This is a genomic window from Corynebacterium sp. HMSC08D02, assembly GCF_001807505.1.
GTDB classification, from domain to species: domain Bacteria; phylum Actinomycetota; class Actinomycetes; order Mycobacteriales; family Mycobacteriaceae; genus Corynebacterium; species Corynebacterium pseudogenitalium.
Genome location: NZ_KV789245.1, coordinates 1 through 20,751, shown reverse-complemented (window position 1 = coordinate 20,751; position 20,751 = coordinate 1). Strand labels below are relative to the sequence as shown.

The 20,751-nt window shown below is 63.9% G+C and carries 22 protein-coding genes; 19 read left to right on the top strand and 3 right to left on the bottom strand.

Annotated elements, in window-relative coordinates; all coding sequences use genetic code 11:
• Positions 1–110 precede the first annotated feature (110 nt).
• The 17 genes from rplU to HMPREF3170_RS05615 all read left to right on the top strand — a co-directional run bounded on the left by rplU (position 111) and on the right by HMPREF3170_RS05615 (position 14,249).
• On the top strand, positions 111–416 hold the full coding sequence (gene rplU, locus HMPREF3170_RS05695; RefSeq protein ID WP_070478400.1) for a 50S ribosomal protein L21: 306 nt from the start codon (positions 111–113) through the stop codon (positions 414–416).
• Positions 417–441: 25 nt separating this feature from the next.
• A complete protein-coding gene (gene rpmA, locus HMPREF3170_RS05690; RefSeq protein WP_070478398.1) occupies positions 442–762 on the top strand; it encodes a 50S ribosomal protein L27 in 321 nt (106 codons plus the stop codon).
• Positions 763–874: 112 nt separating this feature from the next.
• Complete coding sequence (gene obgE / locus HMPREF3170_RS05685; protein WP_070362042.1) at positions 875–2,395, top strand: GTPase ObgE; 1,521 nt, start codon at positions 875–877, stop codon at positions 2,393–2,395.
• 17 nt (positions 2,396–2,412) lie between these two features.
• On the top strand, positions 2,413–3,549 hold the full coding sequence (gene proB / locus HMPREF3170_RS05680; protein WP_070478397.1) for a glutamate 5-kinase: 1,137 nt from the start codon (positions 2,413–2,415) through the stop codon (positions 3,547–3,549).
• 21 nt (positions 3,550–3,570) lie between these two features.
• A complete protein-coding gene (locus HMPREF3170_RS05675) occupies positions 3,571–4,479 on the top strand; it encodes a D-isomer specific 2-hydroxyacid dehydrogenase family protein (RefSeq protein ID WP_070478395.1) in 909 nt (302 codons plus the stop codon).
• Positions 4,479–5,744: a glutamate-5-semialdehyde dehydrogenase gene (locus HMPREF3170_RS05670; protein ID WP_070478393.1), complete on the top strand. Its 1,266-nt coding sequence runs from the start codon at positions 4,479–4,481 to the stop codon at positions 5,742–5,744. The genes HMPREF3170_RS05675 and HMPREF3170_RS05670 overlap by 1 nt, the downstream gene beginning before the upstream one ends.
• A gap of 98 nt (positions 5,745–5,842) precedes the next feature.
• Entirely contained in the window at positions 5,843–6,772 is a 930-nt protein-coding gene (locus HMPREF3170_RS05665) for a cutinase family protein (RefSeq protein ID WP_070478481.1), read from the top strand.
• A gap of 28 nt (positions 6,773–6,800) precedes the next feature.
• Positions 6,801–7,217 (top strand): hypothetical protein, encoded by a 417-nt coding sequence (locus tag HMPREF3170_RS05660; RefSeq protein ID WP_070362046.1) that lies wholly within the window; start codon positions 6,801–6,803, stop codon positions 7,215–7,217.
• Between the two features lie 4 nt (positions 7,218–7,221).
• Positions 7,222–7,863: a nicotinate-nucleotide adenylyltransferase gene (gene nadD, locus HMPREF3170_RS05655; protein WP_371327490.1), complete on the top strand. Its 642-nt coding sequence runs from the start codon at positions 7,222–7,224 to the stop codon at positions 7,861–7,863.
• Positions 7,864–7,919: 56 nt separating this feature from the next.
• Positions 7,920–8,390 carry a ribosome silencing factor gene (gene rsfS / locus HMPREF3170_RS05650; protein WP_070478390.1) on the top strand — a complete coding sequence of 157 codons (471 nt, stop codon included), beginning with the start codon at positions 7,920–7,922 and terminating at the stop codon, positions 8,388–8,390.
• 4 nt (positions 8,391–8,394) lie between these two features.
• Positions 8,395–9,033, top strand: coding sequence for a histidine phosphatase family protein (locus tag HMPREF3170_RS05645; protein ID WP_070478388.1), 639 nt, complete (start codon positions 8,395–8,397; stop codon positions 9,031–9,033).
• Positions 9,034–9,831, top strand: coding sequence for a DegV family protein (locus tag HMPREF3170_RS05640; protein WP_070478387.1), 798 nt, complete (start codon positions 9,034–9,036; stop codon positions 9,829–9,831).
• Between the two features lie 127 nt (positions 9,832–9,958).
• On the top strand, positions 9,959–10,615 hold the full coding sequence (locus HMPREF3170_RS05635; protein WP_070478385.1) for a ComEA family DNA-binding protein: 657 nt from the start codon (positions 9,959–9,961) through the stop codon (positions 10,613–10,615).
• Between the two features lie 3 nt (positions 10,616–10,618).
• Positions 10,619–12,253, top strand: a complete 1,635-nt coding sequence (locus tag HMPREF3170_RS05630; RefSeq protein ID WP_070478384.1) for a ComEC/Rec2 family competence protein — start codon at positions 10,619–10,621, stop codon at positions 12,251–12,253.
• A 5-nt stretch (positions 12,254–12,258) separates the two neighbouring features.
• Complete coding sequence (holA, locus tag HMPREF3170_RS05625; protein WP_070362053.1) at positions 12,259–13,185, top strand: DNA polymerase III subunit delta; 927 nt, start codon at positions 12,259–12,261, stop codon at positions 13,183–13,185.
• A 15-nt stretch (positions 13,186–13,200) separates the two neighbouring features.
• Positions 13,201–13,605, top strand: a complete 405-nt coding sequence (locus tag HMPREF3170_RS05620; RefSeq protein ID WP_070478382.1) for an ankyrin repeat domain-containing protein — start codon at positions 13,201–13,203, stop codon at positions 13,603–13,605.
• Entirely contained in the window at positions 13,605–14,249 is a 645-nt protein-coding gene (locus HMPREF3170_RS05615) for a LysE family translocator (protein WP_070478479.1), read from the top strand. Before HMPREF3170_RS05620 ends, HMPREF3170_RS05615 begins: the two co-directional genes overlap by 1 nt.
• On the opposite strand, the gene HMPREF3170_RS05610 is transcribed toward HMPREF3170_RS05615, so the two are convergent.
• The 3 genes from HMPREF3170_RS05610 to HMPREF3170_RS05600 form a co-directional block, all read right to left on the bottom strand.
• Positions 14,236–15,252 carry a CE1 family esterase gene (locus HMPREF3170_RS05610; RefSeq protein WP_141742220.1) on the bottom strand — a complete coding sequence of 339 codons (1,017 nt, stop codon included), beginning with the start codon at positions 15,250–15,252 and terminating at the stop codon, positions 14,236–14,238. The two genes, HMPREF3170_RS05615 and HMPREF3170_RS05610, sit on opposite strands and share 14 nt — an antisense overlap.
• A 98-nt stretch (positions 15,253–15,350) precedes the next feature.
• Positions 15,351–15,614, bottom strand: a complete 264-nt coding sequence (gene rpsT, locus HMPREF3170_RS05605; RefSeq protein WP_070362056.1) for a 30S ribosomal protein S20 — start codon at positions 15,612–15,614, stop codon at positions 15,351–15,353.
• Between the two features lie 190 nt (positions 15,615–15,804).
• Positions 15,805–16,320: a type II toxin-antitoxin system PemK/MazF family toxin gene (locus HMPREF3170_RS05600; protein WP_070362057.1), complete on the bottom strand. Its 516-nt coding sequence runs from the start codon at positions 16,318–16,320 to the stop codon at positions 15,805–15,807.
• Positions 16,321–16,401: 81 nt separating this feature from the next.
• Here HMPREF3170_RS05600 and lepA point away from each other — a divergent pair, with 81 nt between their 5' ends.
• Positions 16,402–18,258 carry a translation elongation factor 4 gene (gene lepA, locus HMPREF3170_RS05595; RefSeq protein WP_070362058.1) on the top strand — a complete coding sequence of 619 codons (1,857 nt, stop codon included), beginning with the start codon at positions 16,402–16,404 and terminating at the stop codon, positions 18,256–18,258.
• A gap of 310 nt (positions 18,259–18,568) precedes the next feature.
• Positions 18,569–20,751: Rib/alpha-like domain-containing protein (locus HMPREF3170_RS05590; RefSeq protein WP_141742219.1), on the top strand; the 2,183-nt coding region annotated here is incomplete at its 3' end.

The window sequence follows — 20,751 nt, the reverse complement described above, 5'->3', positions numbered from 1 at the left end:
GCATGCAGGCACGGTGGAACGCGAAAGGCCACAAAGCGCTAGAGAACTGTACCAACTGTCTTCTGTGCATGCGGGGAGACACAACGAGTTTAGATAAGGGGTAACCCTCTATGTACGCGATCGTCAAGACTGGCGGCAAGCAGTACAAGGTTGCCGAAGGCGACCTCGTCAAGGTCGAGAAGATCGAGGGTGAAGCGGGCGACAAGGTTGCCCTCACCCCGGTTCTGCTCGTCGATGGCGTGGATGTCACCGCAGGCCCTGATGCTTTGTCCAAGGTTTCTGTTGAGGCTGAGATTGTCGAGCACGGCAAAGGCAAGAAGGTCGACATTCTGAAGTACAAGAACAAGACCGGCTACAAGGTCCGCCAGGGCCACCGTCAGCCACAGACAACCATCAAGATCACTGGTATCAAGTAAGACTTCCATCTAAGGAGATTCAGACATGGCACACAAGAAGGGTGCATCCAGCTCCACGAACGGTCGTGACTCAGAGTCGAAGCGCCTCGGTGTGAAGCGTTTCGGTGGTCAGCAGGTAAAGGCGGGCGAGATCCTCGTTCGTCAGCGCGGCACCAAGTTCCACCCAGGCGACAACGTCGGCCGCGGTGGCGACGACACGCTGTTCGCACTGGCAGCTGGCGCAGTCCAGTTCGGCATTAAGCGCAACCGTCGCATCGTCAACATCATCCCAGCGGACGGCGAAGGCGTTTCGGCAGAGGTGCTCGAGGCCGCAGAGGCAGCTGGCGTCGCACAGGAAACTGCGTAACCCGTAGCAATACTTGAAACACCGCACACCCCGACCGGGTGCGCGGTGTTTTTCTTTCCCACAACCCGGTACCCTCCACTACTAGAACTCTTTTGCAAGGAAGGCGGAAATAATGGCCCAATTTGTTGACCGCGCGGTGCTGCACCTCCAGGCCGGTGACGGCGGACATGGCTGTGTCTCTGTCCACCGCGAAAAATTCAAACCCCTCGGCGGGCCGGATGGTGGCAACGGCGGCCACGGCGGCGATATCGTGCTGGAGGTATCCAACCAGGTGCACACGCTGCTGGACTTCCAATACCGCCCGCACGTCAAAGCGAAGCGCGGCGGCAACGGAGAGGGCGATCACCGCAACGGCGCCCGCGGAGAGGACCTTATCTTGGAGGTCCCAGTCGGAACCGTTGTGCGTAGTGAGGATGGCGAAATCCTCGCCGACTTGACGGTGCCGGGCACCCGTTTCCTTGCGGCTGAAGGCGGCTTCGGTGGGTTGGGCAACGCGGCTCTTGCCACCGCGAAGCGTAAGGCCCCGGGCTTCGCGCTCAAGGGTGAGCCTGGCGAAGCACATGACTTGATCCTCGAGCTGAAGTCCATGGCGGATGTGGGGCTAGTGGGGTTCCCGTCGGCGGGTAAGTCCTCGCTGATTTCGGTGCTTTCGGCCGCGAAGCCGAAGATCGCGGATTACCCCTTTACGACGCTCGCTCCGAACCTTGGCGTGGTCAACGTCGGCGACGATACGTACACTATCGCGGACGTGCCAGGCCTGATCCCGGGGGCGAGCCAGGGCAAGGGTCTGGGGCTGGACTTCTTGCGCCATATTGAACGCACTGCTGTGCTGGCGCACATCGTGGACGTTGCCACGATGGAGCCAGGGCGCGACCCGATTTCTGACATTGAGGCGCTCGAGCACGAGCTTGACTCCTACGCCGACCAGCTTGACCTGGACTCTGGTCTCGGTGACCTGCGTGAGCGCCCTCGCATCGTTGTGCTGAACAAGATGGACGTTCCGGAGGCCCGGGAGCTCGCGGAGTTCTTGGAGGACGACATCAAGGAAAAGTTCGGCTGGGATGTATACATGATCTCCACCGCGACCCGCGAGGGCCTTGACCCGCTGAAGTGGGCGCTGTGGAACATCGTGGAGCGTGCCAGGAAGCGACGCGTGAAAGCCGAGAAGGCAACTCCTACGGAGGTGCTGCGACCGAAGGCGGTTGCGCCAAGGCGCCGTGGGCACGCGCAGGAGGGCGGCATCGAAGTTGTTCCTGACCCGATGTGGCCGGGCGGCTGGCTGGTCACTGGTGAGAAAGCAGAGCGCTGGATTCGCCAGACCGACTTCGAAAACGACGAGGCGGTCGGCTACCTCTCGGACCGCCTGAACAAGGCCGGCGTGGAGGACCAGTTGCGCAAGATCGGCGCGAAGGAGGGTGACACCGTCACCATCGGCGAGATCTCGTTTGATTGGGAGCCATCGCGAGCGGGTGACCCAACCATGGCGGGACGTGGCCAGGACGCCCGACTCTACGACACCACGCGCGCGTCCGCATCAGAGCGCAAGCGCGCGTCCCAGGCGCGCCGCGGCCTTATCGACGAGTTCGATTTCGGCGACGGGGAGACAGCCGACCGGGAACGTTGGCAGGGTTAGCGCTACACTGAGCTGCTATGAACGCAGCAACAACTACGGAGGCGCAGCTTCGCGAGCACATTGCTGGTGCGAAGCGGGTCGTCGTCAAGCTTGGTACCTCCTCACTGGTCAATGAGTATTCCTCGGTGAGCAGGGTCAAGATTGACCGCCTCGTTGATGCGCTGGTGGACCGCATGGATGCGGGCACAGACGTCGTGGTGGTGTCCTCCGGTGCGATCGCGGCGGGCATGAGCCCGCTGGGGCTGCGCACGCGCCCGCGCGACCTTGCGACGAAGCAGGCGGCTGCAGCGGTGGGGCAGGTGCACCTCGCACAGGAGTGGGGTGCTTCCTTTGCTCGGCATGGCCGCACGGTGGGCCAGGTGCTGCTGACGCAGGCCGATGCCGGCGTGCGGGAGCGCGCGCGGAACGCCCAGCGCACGATCGACAGGCTGCGACAGCTGGGCACTGTGCCGATCGTGAACGAGAACGACACGGTGGCAACCTCCGAGATGCGCTTCGGCGATAACGACAGGCTCTCGGCGATTGTGGCGACGCTCATCGGAGCCGATGCGCTCGTGTTGCTTTCAGACGTCGACGGCCTCTACGACCGCAACCCGGCCGACCCGGAGGCGCGCTTTGTCTCTGAGGTCCGCACTGGCGCTGACCTCGAAGGCGTCGTGGCCGGTGACGGTGGTGCGCTCGGGACTGGGGGAATGGCGGCGAAGGTGTCGGCGGCGCGGCTCGCAGCCCGCGGCGGAGTGCCAGTGCTGCTGACCAGCGCGACCAAAATCTCGCAGGCGCTACAGGGCGCAAGCTGCGGGACCGTCTTCCACACCCGTGAGCAGTCAACGCTTAGGGCATGGAAATTCTGGGCGCTCTACGCCGCGGACGCCGAAGGCGTGCTGCGCCTGGATAAAGGCGCCGTGCAGGCCGTCACCAGCGGGGGCACGAGCTTACTCGCGGTGGGTATCACCGACATCGAGGGGGACTTCCACGCCGGTGACATCGTGGAGATCCTGGGGCCCGACTCGGAAGCCGTCGGGCGCGGCGAGGTTGCGTATGATGCCGCGGAGCTTGCCGGCATGCTGGGCAAGCACACGGATGAGCTGCCGGAAGGGCAGCGCAAACCCGTCGTGCACGCCGACTATTTATCAAATTTCGCCACCCGTCTGTAAATACACGCTAGGTTGGGGTGCATGAAATTTGCATTCTTACCGAAACCTTGGGACGCAGTCGTCGATGACCTGACAGATCACGGCCACACGTTTGTGGACCTCGACGAGTCTCCAGACGTGTTGGTGTTTCGCGGGAATCCGGAAGATTTCCCAGAGGAATTACCGCCGAGCGTGAAGCTTGTGCAGGTGGCGTATGCGGGCGTCGAAAAGCTGGTAGAGGCAGGGGTGCTCGATGTCGATGTGCCGGTGGCTAATGCCGCCGGGATATACGACGACACTGTGGCCGAGGCGGCACTGGCGCTGCTGTTGGGGGTGCTGCACCGGCACAAGGCGGTGACGCCGCAGTGGAACGACAGGCAGCTCAACGAGGAGACGGACTACCTGTTCGACAACAAGAAGGTCGCGGTGATTGGGGCGGGTGGCATCGGTAAGATGCTGATCCGCTTCCTCGAGCCGTTCGGGCCGGAGATTATCGCAGTGAACCGCTCCGGCAACCCGGTGCCGGGGGCCAAACGCACCGTGGCGATGTCCGAGGCGCAGGATGTGTGGTCGGAGGCGGACTACTTCGTGCTCATCGCGCCACTGACGAAGCAGACGCACCACCTCGTCAACGCGGAGGTGCTGCGCGCGATGAAGCCGAACGCGGTGGTGGTCAACGTTGGCCGTGGCCCACTGATTGATACGGAGGCGCTGACCAAGGCCCTGCAGGATGGCACGATTGCTGGCGCTGGCCTGGACGTGACGGACCCTGAGCCGCTGCCGGAGGATCACCCGCTGTGGCAGATGGACCGCTGCCTGATTACCCCGCACACCGCGAACATCCCGCGCTACATGCAAGCGCGCGTGGGTGAACTGACACGCCGAAACTGGGAGGCACTGCAAGAGGGCCGCCCGTTGCCGACGCAGATTGATGTGGAGGAAGGATACTAATGACGACTATCGAAGCTCAGGTACTGCAGTTGGCGAAGGCTGCGAAGCAGGTGGCGCCGGTGATCGCGACGCTACCGACCGTCCGCAAAAACGCTGTGCTGCAGCACGCGGCGCAGGCGCTGGAAGCACGTACTGCGGAGATTCTGCAGGCCAACGCCCGCGACATCGAGGAAGGCCGCGCGGCTGGCATGGACGAAGCGTTGGTAGACAGGCTCGCCCTGGATGAGCAACGCATCGCGGGCATCGCGGACGGACTGCGTCAGGTCGCGAGCCTCCACGACCCAGTTGGGGATGTGGTGCGCGGCGGCACGATGTACAACGGGATCCGGATGCGCCAGGTTCGCGTGCCGCTCGGCGTGATGGGCATGGTCTACGAGGCCCGCCCGAACGTCACGGTCGATGCGTTTGGCCTGGCGCTGAAGTCAGGCAACGTGGCACTGCTGCGTGGTTCGAAGTCGGCGGCGCATTCGAACGCGGCGCTGGTCGCGGTGCTGCAGGGCGTGCTGGCGAAGGAGGGGCTGCCAACCGAGGCGGTCCAGCTGCTGCCGAGCGACTCGCACGACTCCGTCACCGCGCTCATCACGGCACGCGGCCTCGTCGATGTGGTCATTCCGCGCGGCAGCGCCCGGCTTATCGACGCCGTCGTTACCCAAGCAACCGTGCCAACCATCGAGACCGGCACCGGCAACTGCCACGTATACGTGGATGCTTCAGCGGACATTCAGCAGGCGACCGACATTGTCGTCAATGGCAAGACGCGCCGGGTGTCGGTGTGCAACGCGACCGAAACGGTGCTGCTTGACGCGGCGTTGCCGGATGCGGACAAGCTGGCCGTCGTAAAGGCACTGCAGGACGCCGACGTGACCGTCCACGGGGACCCGGCAGCACTTGGTGCGTTCGGGGCTTGCGACGTAGTCGAGGCCGACGAGCACGATTGGGCGGAGGAGTACCTTTCGATGGACGTTGCCGTCGCCGTCGCCGACGGCGTTGAGGGGGCCGCGAAGCACATCGCACGCTACTCCTCGGGGCACACAGAAGCCGTGGTCGCCACCGATGCGCGCGTGCTGCAGTACTTCGCGGACCACGTGGATTCGGCAGCCATCATGCTCAATGCCTCGACCGCGTTTACGGATGGCGAGCAATACGGCATGGGTGCAGAGATCGGGATCTCTACCCAGAAACTGCACGCACGTGGACCAATGGCGCTGCCTGAACTGACAAGCACGAAGTGGATCCTGGAGGGCAGCGGGCAGACTCGAAGTTAGGAAAATGGTGTGGGCGGGCTACACTAATGCGCAGTTTCTTCACACCCGGAGTCCAAGGTGTGACTCATCCATAGAGAAGGTGCATAGTGTTCCGCAAAATGCGTACGTTTTTCCGTCGTCGGCTACCCGTGACTGCAGTTGCGTTCGCCGCAGCAGCAGCTGCGGTGGTTACCCCCGTGCTGCCGACGGAGGAAGCGACCGCCCAGCAGCGGTGCCCTTCGGTCGCGGTAATCGCTGCACGCGGCTCCGGTCAGAATAACCAGATTTACCGAACACGCTATGCCGGGGAAGCCCCGTGGACCTCGAATGGTTGGGAGGGGGAGACCATTCGCGCTTTCCTTCGCTATTCGGAGTCGCGCTACCGTGCCACTCACGGCGGGAACTCCCTGATGAAGGACGTGGAAGTCCTCGGTATGGAGCCGCGCTACTACCCAGCGATTTACCCGGATTATGATGTCCCTTCCGTCGCAGCACCCGCGACGCTGCTGCAGGCGCTGGGTTTGGCTATCCAGTACGCGGTCCCGTTGTTTACGATGGCGCGACAGGCTGGCACGGACTTTATGGACTCCGTCAACATTGGGCGCACTGGCGTGATGGCGCTGGTGAACGACTACGAACGCGCGAGCGGGTGCCATCCGAAGTACGTGCTGTCCGGCTACTCACAGGGCGCGATGATCCTGCTGGAGCACGAGCGTGAGCTGGCACGCCGCGGCAAGCTGGCGGGCGTTGTCTACTTTGGCAACCCGATGACTGCCGCGCGTGATGCTGGCACGGTGGGCGTGGCAAACGGCGGTGCAGGCGGCATGCTTGGCTTCCTGCCGTTTAACACCCGCACCGCGGGTGCGACCCGCAACAAGGTCAACTACTGCTTGCCGCTGGACGCAGTGTGCGATCTTTCCGTCCAGGTCCTGCGGGCCGCTGCCCCGACGGGCGGTACCCACGGCCAGTACTTCCTGCGGTGGAACCGTTGGGATGACCAGGTGGCAGACTCTTTTGGTCGCTTTGTTGATCAGGTTCGGTACCGCTAAGAGTTGAAGGAAGGACAAGGACACAGTCATGGTTTCGTGGAAGCGGGCAGCGTGTAGCGCTCTTGTAACAGCGACGCTGTTGACCAGTGGGGTGTCGGTTGCGCAGGCTCAGGAGACTGAAGCAGGCGTGGCGGTGCCGACGCCGTCACGCGGGGTATACATCCAGTCGCAGAAGTGCCAGTTCCGGACGGATGGCAAGGGCAACGTACTTGTCGACGCCAACGGGCAGCGCATCCCAGTGCTTGACGAGCATGGCAAGCCGGTGTGTGAAGACCTCAACGCCAGCTCGATGTCATCGAAGAAGCAGCGCCCAGATTCATCCGCAGAAGGCAAGGAGAAGTTGCCGTGGTGGGGCATCCTGCTCATTGTGCTTGGCTCAATTGTTGGCGTGGGGCTTACAGCGTTCTGGCTCGCTTTCGAGCAGGCGAACGTCTGGATCGGGTAAGCACGTGGCAGAGGCCGTAGCAGCATCATTGCGCGACGCCCGACGAGTGGGCGTCATGGGCGGTACTTTCGACCCGATCCACAACGGCCACCTCGTGGCCGCGAGCGAGGTCGCCGACCGTTTTGACCTTGACGAGGTCGTGTTTGTGCCGACGGGTCAGTCCTGGCAGAAGGCGGATCGGCAGATCACCGACTCTGAAGATCGCTACCTCATGACGGTCATCGCGACTGCCTCGAATCCGAGGTTCTCGGTCTCTCGGGTAGACATTGACAGAGAGGGGCCGACCTACACCCTGGACACGCTGCGGGATTTGCGCGCCCTGTTGCCGCAGGCGGAACTGTTCTTTATCACGGGCGCGGATGCGTTGGCGTCGATAATGTCGTGGCGCGACTGGGACCTGATGTTTGACCTGGCGCAGTTTGTCGGCGTGACGCGCCCCGGCTACGAGCTGAGCGAATCCTTCCTGCCCGAAGACGTGCAGGAGCAGGTGCATTTGATTGAGATTCCTGCGATGGCGATCTCGTCCACGGGGTGCCGCGAGCGCGCCAAAGAAGGCCGCCCGGTGTGGTACCTGGTGCCAGATGGCGTGGTGCAGTACATTGCGAAAAACGACCTATATCGTTCAAGTGGCGAACAGCGCCCTTAGCGTGGGACAATAGGCGCGTTACTGCTATTTTTCATTACTGACGAAGGACTGAGTACTTGACTGCTCTGCAGATCTCTCTTGATCAGGCCGCGATCGCCGCGAAGGCCGCCGACGAAAAGCTCGGCGAGAACATCGGCGTCATCGATGTGTCGAACGTGATCGGCATTACCGATATTTTTGTGATTGTCTCCGCGGACAACGAACGCAAGGTAAACGCGATCGTCCAGGAGATTGAGGACGACATGACCGACGCCGGCTTCGAGCCGAAGCGCCGCGAGGGCGTTCGCGAAAACCGCTGGGTGTTGCTGGACTACGGCAACATCGTGGTGCACGTGCAGCGCAGCCCGGAGCGCGATTTCTACGGCCTGGACCGCCTGTACGCAGACTGCCCGGCAATTAGCGTGGAGGGCTTGCCAGCCTACGAACGCCCGGGTGCGTTTGCGGACGGCGAGAGTGTGCGTTCGGCGCAGCAGATTGAAGACCTTCCGTTGGCAGGCGATGCCCCTGAGGACGAGGACGAGTTCTAACACCATGGCGCGACGACTCATCTTGCTGCGACACGGCCAAACCACGTATAACGCCACGTCGAGGATGCAGGGGCAACTCGACACGGAGTTGTCGGAAGAGGGGAGGCAGCAGGCGCGCAACATTGCGCCGGTGTTGACGGAAATGGGTGTCGCCAAGATTGTGGCTTCGGACCTGAGCAGGGCTGCAGTCACGGCGCAGATCGTTGCGGAGCACCTCGAGCTGCCGGTGACGTATGATGCGCGCCTGCGCGAGACGCACCTCGGGCAGTGGCAGGGCAAGACACACGCCGAGGTCGATGGTGCCGACGGCAGCGTTCGCGCCCACTGGCGCAATACCCCAACGTGGGCGCCGCCGGAAGGCGAGAGCCGGATTGACGTCGCGCAACGGGCACGCCCGGTTGTTGACGAGTTGATGGAGCACTTCGACGAGTGGGATGACGCGGCGGTGCTGCTTGTCGCCCACGGAGGTACGATCGCGGCGCTGACGTCGAGCCTGCTGGACCTGGAGATTTCGCAGTACCCGATGATGAAGAGCCTGCGTAACGCGAACTTTGCGCAGCTGCAGGCGTTGCCGCGCTACGGCGAGCCGGACACTGGCGTGCAGTGGTACCTCGAGGCGTGGAACCAGGGGTTGACGGTCTAGATGGCGGTACGGGTTGTTATTGATTCCTCGGCGGGTTTGCCAGCTGATATTGCCAGTGAGCTCGACATTACGGTGCTCCCGCTGCACGTCATGGAACAGTCTGAGGACGACGAGGTGTCGACGAGCGGGCTGTCCGCAGTCGAGCTCGCCGCCGCGTACGGGCGCCAGATCGAGCGCTCTGGGGACGATGGCGTGGTAGCCCTACACCTGTCGAAGCACTTTTCTTCCACCTGGTCCGCGGCGGTCTCTGCATCGGGGGTGTTCCCGGGGACCGTGCGGGTGCTCGACACCAGTACCGTCGGCATGGCGGTCGGAGCGGCAGCGATGGCGGCGGCCACCGTGGCGCGTGAGGGCGCGAGCCTCGACGAGGTAGAAGCGATGGCGTCGTCCACGTTGAAGCGCTCGGAGACGTGGTGCTACCTGCACCAGCTGGACTGGTTGCGCAAGTCTGGCAGGATTTCCACGGGGACTGCGGTGTTGTCGGCGGCGTTGCTGGCAACGAAGCCGATTCTGCGGATGCACAACGGCAAGCTCGAGTTAGCAGGCAAGACTCGCACCCAGACGAAGGCGTTTTCCAAGCTCACGGAGCTTGTTTTGGAGCGTGCGGATTCCCAGCCGGTGTTTGCTGCGGTGCAGCATGCGGACGCGGAAGAGTCCGCGCAGCAGCTGGCGGGCATGCTTGATGAGGTGCTGCCGCGGCACTCGCGGGTGCTGGTGGAGCCAATGGTCGATGTGCTTGCTGCGCACACCGGGCCCGGCGCGATCGGGCTGTCGGTCGTGTTTGGTTCGCGCACGTAGCGGCGCTGTCAAGGGGGTTGGCTGCGGCTGTGGAGAAGTAGCCTGCACGGGGTGTGCGGTTTGGGGGTTGTCCACAGCGGGTTTGCTTGGTCTGTTGGGGCGAGAACGCCGGTTTTAGCCTGTGGTTATGCAGGTCAGTGAACGGATTCAAGAGCTTACGCGCCCGACTGGTGAGGAGGCGCTGCTGCAGGTGAAGTACCCGACTCCTCGCGTGCACGTTCCGGTGAAGCCGGCGGCCACGGTGATGGGGGTTGTGATGAGCCTACTGGTGCTGTGGGCGGTGGTGCAGGTCCGCGGCCCGGACGTTGCGGAGGAGGATGCGCCTGTTTGGGAGAACGTTGCTACTGCGACCGATGTGCCGGAGCGCGTGGTGGTTGCGGTGGTGGGGGAGGTGGCAAATCCTGGGCTGGTGACGCTGAACCAGGGTTCCCGCGTGGCGGATGCGCTGGATATTGCGCAGCCGCTCGACCACGCGGACTTGCTGCAGTTGAACCTCGCTCAAGTGCTTGTCGACGGCCAACAGCTCCACGTCGTCGCAATCGGTGAAGGGCCCGCCGCACCGACTGGGGATGGCGCACCTGCGGGGGCGAGCGGCCAGCTTTCACTCAACGGGGCGTCGGCCGCGGAGCTGGTCACGCTGCCCGGGGTTGGGGAGGCGACCGCGGCGGCGATTATCGCGCACAGGGAGGCGAACGGCCCGTTCCAGAAGGTCGAGGATCTGATGCAGGTCAAGGGGATCGGCCCTGCGAAGTTTGAGGCGATTGCGCCGCTGGTGGGGCTGTAAGCGGTGCAGGAGCTTCGGCTGGTGCCCACGGCGCTGTGCGTCTGGATAGCGACGATCGTGACTGTTGCCCTCGCGCCGTGGGCGGGGTTCGCTGTAGTCGCCGCGGCGGTAGTGCTGTGCGGGTGTGCGCGTGCGGTGGGCCAGGCGGTGCTGGTCGGTTCCGGTGGTGTGGCGACCGTCGTGGTGGCCTGGGTCCGCATCACGGTGGCGCGGGCGGGAACGCTGCGCCTGCCGGTGGAGGCCACCGTGACCGCTGCCCCAAAGGAGCTTGACTCTGGCGGGATGCTGGTACGTGTGCGCGCCGGGAGCGGTGGCGCGGAGCTGCCGGTGTTTGTCCGCGGTGGTGTCCCCGATGGGGTGGTCAGTGGTGCGACGGTGCGGGTGGACGGCACTGTGTCGGAGTCCTCGCGGGCGGGCGTGAACCCGTGGGCGGTCAATGGCACGGTCGAGCCGTTGAACGGGCCGACGGGTGCATCCGGGTGGGCGCAGCACGTGCGGGCAACGTTCGCCGATGCGGTGCGCGAGCACGTCGGGGAACACTCGCAGGGCCTCATCCCGGGCATGGTGCTGGGCGATACCTCGATGCAGGGGGCGTCGGAGCAGCAGGCGTACATCGCTACCGGGCTATCGCACCTCTCGGCGGTATCGGGTTCGAACGTTGCCATTGTGACGACGTTCGCCGTGGTAGTAGCTGCAGCGCTGCGCATCGGGCTCTATGGCAGGCTCGTTGCAGCGGGTGCTGCGTTGGCGGTGTTCGCCTTGCTCGTTGGGCCGGAGCCGAGCGTGCTGCGGGCATCGGTGATGGGGTTGGTGGGGCTCGTCGCGGTCGTCTCATCGAGCCAGACGGAGGTCATTCACGCGTTGTGCCTGGCGGTGATTGCGCTCATTTTCTTCGATACCGACCTGGCGCTGCACTACGGGTTTGCGCTGTCGGTGGCTGCGACCGTCGGCATCGTGGTGCTCTTCCCGCTGTTCTACAGGGCGCTCGCACCGACGGCGTTGCCGGACATCCTCGTACGCGCCGTAGCGGTCGCCATCGCCGCAGACGTTGCGACGATGCCGCTCGTGGCCGCGATGGCGGGCCAGGTCTCGCTGGTCTCTGTTGGCGCGAACGTGCTGGTGGCCCCCGTCACGCCCCTGGTGACGGTGCTTGGGCTGTGCGCGGTGGTGCTGGCGGTACTACCGGGAGGTCTTGAGTCGATCGTGCTGTGGGTGATCTCCCCGCTGACCTGGTGGGTCCACGCTGTGGCTGAACATGGAGCGGCGCTGCCCGCCGCCACAGTTGCTGCGAACCCGGTGACGGTGCTCATCGGCTACGGGTGGGTGGTCGCCGTGCTGTTGCTTGTGCCGTGGCGCCGCCGGACACTGGCGCTGTGCCTGACCTGCGCGGTGGTAGCAAGCGTTTGTATCGCGTGGCCACGAGGCGCCGTTGTGGATCCCGCGACGCTCCGCAGCCACGTCGTGGCCACCAAAGACGACATCCTTCCCATCCCGTCAGGCACCGAGCTCGTCGTGGTACTCGAGGAAGGCAGCGCACCCAAGCGCCCGGCAGCAACCCCGGACGGCATCCCCGTCATCTTCCCCAACCGGGGAGCAGTGCCCGTCCTCTACGCAGATGGGAGGCAACAGCTACGCTAAGAAGCATGCTCAACCCAGTGCACCTGGTCCTCGGGGAAGACGAGTTCCTCGCCGAACGCGCCACCAAAGCCATCATTGCCCAGCTCAGCCCAGCTGCGGAGCGCACCACCCTACGCGCAGGCGACGTCACCGAAGGCGAGCTGGCCATGGCGACCAGCCCGTCACTGTTCGCCGAGGAACGCATCGTGCTGATCAAGAACACCGAGCTGGCAGGCAAGGAACCGCTCGAGATCCTGCTGCGCGCCTGCGTGGACCCGGCGCCCGGTATGACGCTGATCATCGAGCACTCCGGAGGTGGGCGTCAAAAAGCCTATGTGAAGAAGTTCGAAAAAATTGCCGAGGTCCACCGCGCGAACCCGCTGCGCGACCGCGACCGGCACTCGTGGCTCACCCAGGAGTTTAGGCGCTACGGGCAGCGCCCAACCCCGGACACTGTCGCTGCGCTGCTCGAATCCGTCGGCTCTGACCTGCGGGAACTCGCCAGTGCGGTGAGCCAGCTCGTGGCGGACACCGACGGGGAAGTCGACGTAAACGCTGTGCGCAACTACTACACGGGCGTGGCGGAAGTCGCGGGCTTCGACATCGCGGAGCAGGCCATCGCCGGGCGCGCCGACCGCGCGCTCGCCTCCACGCGCCGGGCACTGCAGCTGGGCACGAGTCCGGTGGCGATCGCGGCGGCGCTTGCGCACAAGGTCGGGGACATCGCCAAGCTGTATGGGGTGCGCGGCAACCCGGACCAGCTCGCGCGGACGGTCGGGATGCACCCGTTTGTGGTGAAGAAGACCATGAACGTTGCGCGCCAGTGGTCGGGTGATGCGGTGTCGCAAGCCGTCATCATCGTCGCTGAGCTGGAGTCTACGGTGAAGGGCAATGGTGGGGAGCCGGAGTACGCGGTGGAAGAAGCAGTCCGCAGGATTGCCCAACTCGCGTGATAGCGTAGGAAAACTATGACGCAGCAACCAAACGAGATCCCCGAAGACGTTCAAGCCTTCGCCACCCGCCTCTTTCAGATGGCGCGTGGCGGCGAGGCAACCCTGCTCGATTACGTTGACCAGGGCGTCGACGTCAATCTGGCGAACCAGGACGGAAACTCGTTGTTGATGCTCGCCAGCTACTCCGGGCACCTCGCCCTGACCGAAGGGCTCATCGCGCGCGGCGCGGATGTCAACGCCCTGAACGCGCGCGGGCAAAGCCCGCTGGCAGGGACGATCTTCAAGAAGGAAGACGACATCGCCCGTGCACTTATCAACGCGGGTGCCGACGCCACCATCGGCACCCCAAACGCCATCGATACAGCGAGCATGTTCGGCCGTGAGGACCTCATCGACCTGCTTCAGGGCACGCAGCGGTGATCGCGCCGGCAGATCTCGCGGTCATTGTCGGTCTGAACTTGGTTGGTGCAGCCGCGCCTGGGCCCGACGTCATCCTGGTGACCCGTACCGCGACGCGCTCGCGGCCGCACGCGTGGGCAACGACGTGCGGAATCCAGCTCGGTGTGCTGTGGTGGTGCTCGCTGACCGTGTTCGGTGCGGCGGCGCTATTGACCGCCATGCCGCGCGCGCTGCAGGTAGTGCAGGTGATCGGTGGAGCGTACCTGGTATGGATGGGCATCAATGCGGTGCGCCAGGGTTGGCACGACCGGCGCAACCCACCGCTTTCCCTCGAGGAAGCAGAGCAGCGGCTCGGTAGCCTGCGCACGAGCTTTGTTCGGGGGCTGTCCACCAACCTGGCGAACCCGAAAATCGTGCTGGCGTTGTCCGCCATGATTGCGCCACTGCTGCCAGCCAGTCCGTCGTGGGCAACGCAGATTGTGGTGATCCTGTCGCTGTGGGCCAGCTCGTTCATCCTGTTCGGCGTGCTCACGCAGGTGGTGTCTACGAACCGGGTGCGGCGCAAATTACTAGCCGCCGGGCCCGCAATCGATATGGGCTCCGGCGGCTTCTTCTGCGTTGTTGGCGCGCTCCTCGTGGTGCGTGGTCTGCTTAGCGCAGGCTGAGCAGGAAGTCCACGGTGGCGGTACTTGCAGATGGATCCGTGAACCACGTGTGGCCGCCACCTTCGACGCGCTGCAGCTCAGTTCGAGCGCCACAGGCAGGGCTCAACGTGGTGACGTTGCCCAGGCGGGTCTCGGTGGCGGAGCCCGCGATGCAGCCGTTCTTGTCCATGAACAGGTTGAACACGTCGTTGACGGAACGGAACGGCTTGCCGTGGCGGTTACCGCCGTCGTAGCCGACGACGTTGTCGTTGGTGCCGTGCATGATGAGCGTCGGCACGGAACCGCTCTTGCAGCCCTCGACGGTCGGGTTGTAATAGGCGCCCGCCACAGAGGCGATACCGTTGACAAGCTCAGGGGCGTGGCAGGCGAGCGAGGCCACCATGCCACCGCCGTTGGAAAGTCCGACGGCGCTCACGCGGTTGCGGTCGGCGCCGAAGTTCTCGACGAGGTCGTCGATAATCGCGCGGGTGTATGCAATGTCCTCGCGCGTCGACGTACGTGCGTACGGTGCACCCGCCCAAGCCTGGGACTCGCCCTCGGCGTAGACGACGATGGCGCGGCCCGCAGCAGCGGACTCGAGGTGGGCGTAGCCCTGCATCTGGTCGGCGGTGTGCTGCCACCCGCCGTAGCCGATGATGACGGGGTAGGACTTTCCTTCCTCATAGCCCGAAGGCAACACCACATTGTAGGAGCGCGACAGGCCATCAGCGTTGACGGTGCGGCGCTCCTGGGAACCGCGGCGGCCCGGCTCGTGCGAGGAGCCGATCGTGCCGGTGACCGGGCCCAAAATCACAATGGCCGCGACAAGGCCGACGAGCAGCGCCAGCCGGTCCAACCGAATGTTTTGCGGGTTCAACATCTTCTGGAGCTGACGCAAGTCAGGCATCTGCTGCGCCTGAGCGGTAGGGGTGACGGCGGACTGCTCAGGGGCCACCGCTACGGCGCCCAACGTCAGAGTTGTAGCTGTTACTGCTGCGCAAAGCGCACGACGATAGTTCTTCACAAATTCAGTATCGTAGAGCAGATCCAGCAATGTTACGAATGCAAAAAATCCTGCGCACCGGACGGAGCCGGGGCACAGGATTGCTATGCGCGAAAAGCTTAGGCCATCTTGTTCAGAGCGCGAGCCATGTTCGACTTCTTGTTCGCCGCGTTGTTGCGGTGGAACACGCCCTTGGACACAGCCTTGTCCAGCTTGCGGGAAGCGAAACGGAGCTGCTTCTCAGCGGCAGCCTTGTCGCCGGACTCAACAGCCTCACGGAACTTACGGATCTCCGTGCGGACAGCGGAACGGACGGACTTGTTGCGAACGCGACGCTTCTCGTTGGTGAGAACGCGCTTCTTCTGCTGCTTGATGTTAGCCATAATGTGCACCTCTTAAATAAGTTGGTATCGATTGCAATGTCGAAGATTCGGCAACGGGCTGTTACTGCGTAATGCTTTGAACTTGACGCGAACCCAAGGTCCTGCCCGCGTAGATCACGCACCCGAAACCGGATACAAACAACTCGACTAAGATACCCCACCACGAGAAACGGGGCAAGTGGCAGGCTTACTAGGTCCAGTGGTACGTGTCGCGCAGCCGGTTCGCCACGCGATCGAAGCGCCGGGCGGGGAGGGTGGCGCCTCGCCGGTGGATACTTGCCTCCGGCACGACAAGCAGCAGGTCCAGGCGCAGCCAGCCGGGTTGGCCGGAGGCGTCCCAGTCCCCAGTGCCGATGCCGAGCCACTCCTCAGTGGCAGACGCAGGGTCCGACACCGGCTCCTCGCCGCAGTGGATGAGCAGGGCAAGAACATCGTGGTGGTCGCGTCCGACGACGAGCATCGCGCGTTCCTCCGGGGGAGTCGACGGCACGAGCGCCCACACGACCTCGCCAGGCTCGGCGTTGCCATCCATGTCCGGACCGTAATACAGGTTCCGGGCGTGCTGTTCCGTAGGTTGGACGTCGATACGCGTGGCGGTGGTGCGGGTCTTGGTGCCGGGGGTGAGCCCGAGGCGCTCGTTGAGCAGCGCGAGCCCCTCCTCGAGGGAGGCACGTCGTTGCTGTTGAAGCTTGCGCCAGAAAACCATGGTGCAAACTTTAAGTGTTTTGCCTGGCCTGGGCAAGGTTGTGTTTCGAAATGGGGCACTGCGAGGTAGAGTGGCACAATTATGGCTGCCCAAAAACGAAATTTCGCGGAAACCACGTTCACCGACCCGGAGCGGATCCGAAACTTCTGCATTATTGCCCACATTGACCACGGAAAATCCACGCTCGCGGACCGCATTTTGCAGCTGTCTGATGTCGTCGAGGCCCGTGAGATGCGTGATCAGTACCTGGACAATATGGATATTGAGCGCGAGCGCGGCATTACTATTAAGGCCCAGAACGTCCGCCTGCCATGGACGCCCCGCTCCGGCGAGTACGAGGGCCAGGAGATGGTCCTGCAGATGATTGACACGCCGGGCCACGTCGACTTCTCCTACGAGGTCTCGCGCGCACTCGAGGCGTGTGAGGGCGCAATCTTGCTTGTCGACGCCGCCCAGGGCATCGAAGCCCAAACCCTCGCGAATCTGTACATGGCCATGGACAATGACCTGGAAATCATCCCGGTCCTCAACAAAATCGACCTACCGGCAGCCGACCCGGAGAAATACGCGCTGGAGATCGCCAACATTATCGGCTGCGAGCCGGAAGACGTGCTGCGCGTGTCCGGCAAGACAGGTGAGGGCGTCCCGGAGCTTCTGGATAAGGTCGTCGAACTAATCCCGGCACCATCGTCAGAGTTCGACGCCGATGCGCCGGCCCGCGCCTTGATCTTCGACTCCGTCTACGACACGTACCGGGGCGTCGTTACTTACATCCGCATGATGGACGGCAAGCTGCTGCCGAACCAGCAGGTGCAGATGATGAATACCGGCGTGCGCCACGAGATCCTCGAGATCGGCGTGGTCTCTCCAACCATGAAGAAGACAAAGGGGCTCGGCCCCGGCGAGGTCGGCTACCTGATTACCGGCGTGAAGGATGTGCGCGAAACCCGCGTCGGCGACACCGTGACCTGGGCTAACAAGGGCGCAGAGGAGCCACTCGACGGCTTCGAAGAGGTCAAGCCGATGGTGTACTCGGGCCTGTTCCCGGTCTCGCAGGAGGACTTCCCGGCGCTGCGCGAGTCGCTGGAGAAGCTGCAGCTTAACGACGCCTCCCTGACCTGGGAGCCAGAGACCTCCGTGGCGCTGGGCTTCGGTTTTCGCTGCGGCTTCCTGGGGCTGCTCCACATGGAGATCACCCGCGACCGCCTCGAGCGCGAGTTCGACCTGGACCTGATTTCCACCGCGCCGTCGGTCACCTACCGCGTGATCGCCGAGGACGGCTCAGAGCAGATGGTGCACAACCCATCCGACTGGCCGGGAGGCAAGCTGCAGGCGGTGTACGAGCCGATCGTCAACATGACGATCATCGTCCCGCAGGAGTTCGTCGGCACCACGATGGAGCTGTGCCAGTCGAAGCGCGGCACCATGAAGAACATGGAGTACCTCTCGGAGGACCGCGTCGAGCTGCGCTACTACATGCCACTCGGCGAGATCATCTTCGACTTCTTCGATATGTTGAAGTCCCGCACCAAGGGCTACGCCTCCCTGAACTACGAGGACGCCGGCGAGCAGGAAGCGGACCTGGTCAAGGTGGACATCCTGCTGCAGGGCGACCCTGTGGACGCGTTCTCCGCGATCGTGCACAAGGACTCCGCGCAGTGGTACGGCAACAAGATGACCAAGAAGCTCAAGGAGCTCATCCCACGCCAGCAGTTCGAGGTCCCCGTGCAGGCGGCGATTGGCTCGAAGATCATCTCGCGCGAAAACATCCGTGCGCTGCGTAAGGACGTGTTGTCCAAGTGCTACGGCGGCGATATTTCGCGTAAGCGCAAGCTGCTGGAGAAGCAGAAGGCCGGCAAGAAGCGTATGAAGGCGATCGGCTCGGTCACCGTGCCGCAGGAGGCATTCGTGGCGGCGCTGTCGACCGACGAGGCGTAGCCCCTCAGCGCCGAGTGTGGTGGAAATCACCACGCCATTTACGGTCTATATTCTTTGTGAGACATCCGCCGCGTGAGTGCGTGGTGGATGCTTTTGTGACCTTGAAGTTTCGTTAGTGTGCGGCGCCTGTTTGTGGCCAGGTGCTGAAAATGTACTGAATGGGCTACGGTGTGACAGCTCGTAAACGTGCAGGCAGGGTAATTGTCTACCGTGTTTCATATGTTTTTGTCGGGCTAATTAGGATGCGTGTTTTCGGGAAACTTTGAAGTAGCATCAGGGCGATTTTATTGCCTCCGAAAGGACACCCCTCATGCGAAACTTTGGAGCGTCCCGCGCCGTCCGTCGACGTGCGCTGATCGCCGGAACCATCATCTGCTCACTCGTGCTTAACGACGTGCCCGTTCTCGCGGCGGACCCGCACCCCGCTGTCGAGCAGGCACAATCTGCAAATGACGCCATTGCCGCCGGCCGCGTCACCTCGCTGGAGCAGATCGAGCAGCAGCAGGTGCAGGGAGTCGTGCAGGGCCGCGCAGTGCTGGCCACGGACGCCTACTCGCTGAATGCGCAACAGCAGGGACTCGGAAACGGCTACACCGTCTACCTGCAGTGGATGGACAACACGTCCCCGGCGTCACCAGTGTTTACTGCGAGCACCCACACACTTGCCGACGGCACCCCTCCGGGAGAAGGCTACTTCGTCTTCGACAACCTCGACTGGGTTGACTCCGAAGGCACCCTGCACCGCTTCGCCCCGGAATCTGGAGGCAAGCGGACCCGCTACAAGCTGTGGCTGCGCCCCAACCAACAAGGCCCTGCCGGCAACACCCTGGTCACGCTGCGTCAGGGACCAGGCTCCGGTGTCGGATTCATGAGCCCCGACACCGACGAACTACTCGGCGCCAAAGTCATCGAAGGCTCCGCACTGACGCACGCCCACATCTACGCCGCCGAACAACCCGCCACCGCCGACGCCCCCTTTGCGTTCGCCCGCCCGCGCGCTGAGTGGAAACTCGACGAGCAAGGCCCTGCCGCAGATCGGCCGCAGTACTCAGTCTCCGGCGCGGTGTACTGGTCCAGCATCAACCAGGAAGACGGATTCCCACGCAAAACCGAAGGCCAAAATGGCGACGGCCACTACGTGGTGATGAACCGCTTGAGCGAAGAGGGCGTCGAAAAGCTGAGGGAGGCCACCGGCGACGTCGCAGACCCTGCCGAGCTTTCCCGCGCACAGGCGGCATACCTGCGCGAACACCCCGAAGCGATCGCTGAAACCGTGATGGCAAAGGTCGAGCACGGCCACTACACCGTGCGATTCAGCGGACGCGTAACCGAAGACTCGCTGTACGGCTTCGTCGTCGCAGGCTCGAAGCACTCCGGGCCAACGCAGCAGGTGCTCCCGGCGTACTCGGGATGGTCCGTGCCGATGTTTGGCCCCGCCGGCGAACACTCCGTACTCCCCGCAGCCCAGTACCGCGCGGAAGGCATCTTCGCCGCCGACGGCGTCCACTTCGCCCTCGTCCCCGACGCCTCCGACCCCCGCCTCCACCTCAGCGCCTCCACCGGCCTGCACCGCGCCGCGCCTGGGGCCGACGTGCACCCCTTCGTAGAAATGGTTTCCGCACTTGGCCAGTCCGCCGACATCGAGTGGACCAACGCGCGAGGCGAAATCGTCGGCGCCTGCAACGACGACAACCTCAACACCTGCACCTTCACCGTCCCCGATGACACCCCCGACGGCGCCACCTTCCAGGGGCGCTTGATGCTCGAGTCCCAAATTGTGGACTCCGCACAATTCGCAGTCAGCGCCAAACCAATCGCCGAGGACTACCAGCCGGAATGGCAGCCAATCACCGTCGAAGCAGGGAAGCGCACCACGGCGCCGGCACCCACACTCGCGCCCACAGGTCGTCCCGCGCCTGACGACATCAGCTTCGCCCGCGACGCCCACACACAAGATTGGGTCACCGTGTCCGCCGATGGATCCCTCACCGTAACCCCGCCCGCCGGGACAAAAGCCGGGCGCCACGACGTCCCGGTTTTGGTCACCTACCCGGACCAGTCCACCGAGACGGTTACTGTCGCTGTGACAGTGTCCGCGGCTGAGGCTGAGGCCACGCCGTCGAGTTCGGCGCCGAGCGTGGCGCCGAGTGTAGCGCCTAGTTCGACGTCTACTCCGAAGTCGAAGCCGTCCGCGCCGCGGACAACTACGTCTGCTCCGTCGAGTGCTGAAAGTTCCGCCCCGCGGACAACCACGAAGCCGAAGCCTTCAACTGCAACGTCTGCTCCGAAGACCTCTCCGCGGACAACCGCAACCACCAAACCGTCCGCCCCGCGGACAACCACGCAGGTTCCGTCGAGCGTTGAAAGTTCCGCGCCGCGGACAACCGCAACCACCAAGCCGTCCGCGCCGCGGACAACCGCAACCACCAAGCCGTCCGCCCCGCGGACAACCACGACCGCCAAACCGTCCGCCCCGCGGACAACCACGAAGCC

Excerpts from the sequence above, each read along its gene's own strand:
- rpsT (WP_070362056.1), bottom strand. The coding sequence starts at position 15,614 with ATGGCTAACATCAAGCAGCAGAAGAAGCGCGTTCTCACCAACGAGAAG.
- HMPREF3170_RS05600 (WP_070362057.1), bottom strand. The coding sequence starts at position 16,320 with ATGGTTTTCTGGCGCAAGCTTCAACAGCAACGACGTGCCTCCCTCGAG.
- HMPREF3170_RS05665 (WP_070478481.1), top strand. The coding sequence starts at position 5,843 with ATGCGTACGTTTTTCCGTCGTCGGCTACCCGTGACTGCAGTTGCGTTC.
- HMPREF3170_RS05645 (WP_070478388.1), top strand. The coding sequence starts at position 8,395 with ATGGCGCGACGACTCATCTTGCTGCGACACGGCCAAACCACGTATAAC.
- HMPREF3170_RS05640 (WP_070478387.1), top strand. The coding sequence starts at position 9,034 with ATGGCGGTACGGGTTGTTATTGATTCCTCGGCGGGTTTGCCAGCTGAT.
- holA (WP_070362053.1), top strand. The coding sequence starts at position 12,259 with ATGCTCAACCCAGTGCACCTGGTCCTCGGGGAAGACGAGTTCCTCGCC.
- HMPREF3170_RS05670 (WP_070478393.1), top strand. The coding sequence starts at position 4,479 with ATGACGACTATCGAAGCTCAGGTACTGCAGTTGGCGAAGGCTGCGAAG.
- HMPREF3170_RS05675 (WP_070478395.1), top strand. The coding sequence starts at position 3,571 with ATGAAATTTGCATTCTTACCGAAACCTTGGGACGCAGTCGTCGATGAC.
- HMPREF3170_RS05635 (WP_070478385.1), top strand. The coding sequence starts at position 9,959 with ATGCAGGTCAGTGAACGGATTCAAGAGCTTACGCGCCCGACTGGTGAG.
- obgE (WP_070362042.1), top strand. The coding sequence starts at position 875 with ATGGCCCAATTTGTTGACCGCGCGGTGCTGCACCTCCAGGCCGGTGAC.
- HMPREF3170_RS05660 (WP_070362046.1), top strand. The coding sequence starts at position 6,801 with ATGGTTTCGTGGAAGCGGGCAGCGTGTAGCGCTCTTGTAACAGCGACG.
- HMPREF3170_RS05620 (WP_070478382.1), top strand. The coding sequence starts at position 13,201 with ATGACGCAGCAACCAAACGAGATCCCCGAAGACGTTCAAGCCTTCGCC.
- rpmA (WP_070478398.1), top strand. The coding sequence starts at position 442 with ATGGCACACAAGAAGGGTGCATCCAGCTCCACGAACGGTCGTGACTCA.
- lepA (WP_070362058.1), top strand. The coding sequence starts at position 16,402 with ATGGCTGCCCAAAAACGAAATTTCGCGGAAACCACGTTCACCGACCCG.
- proB (WP_070478397.1), top strand. The coding sequence starts at position 2,413 with ATGAACGCAGCAACAACTACGGAGGCGCAGCTTCGCGAGCACATTGCT.
- rplU (WP_070478400.1), top strand. The coding sequence starts at position 111 with ATGTACGCGATCGTCAAGACTGGCGGCAAGCAGTACAAGGTTGCCGAA.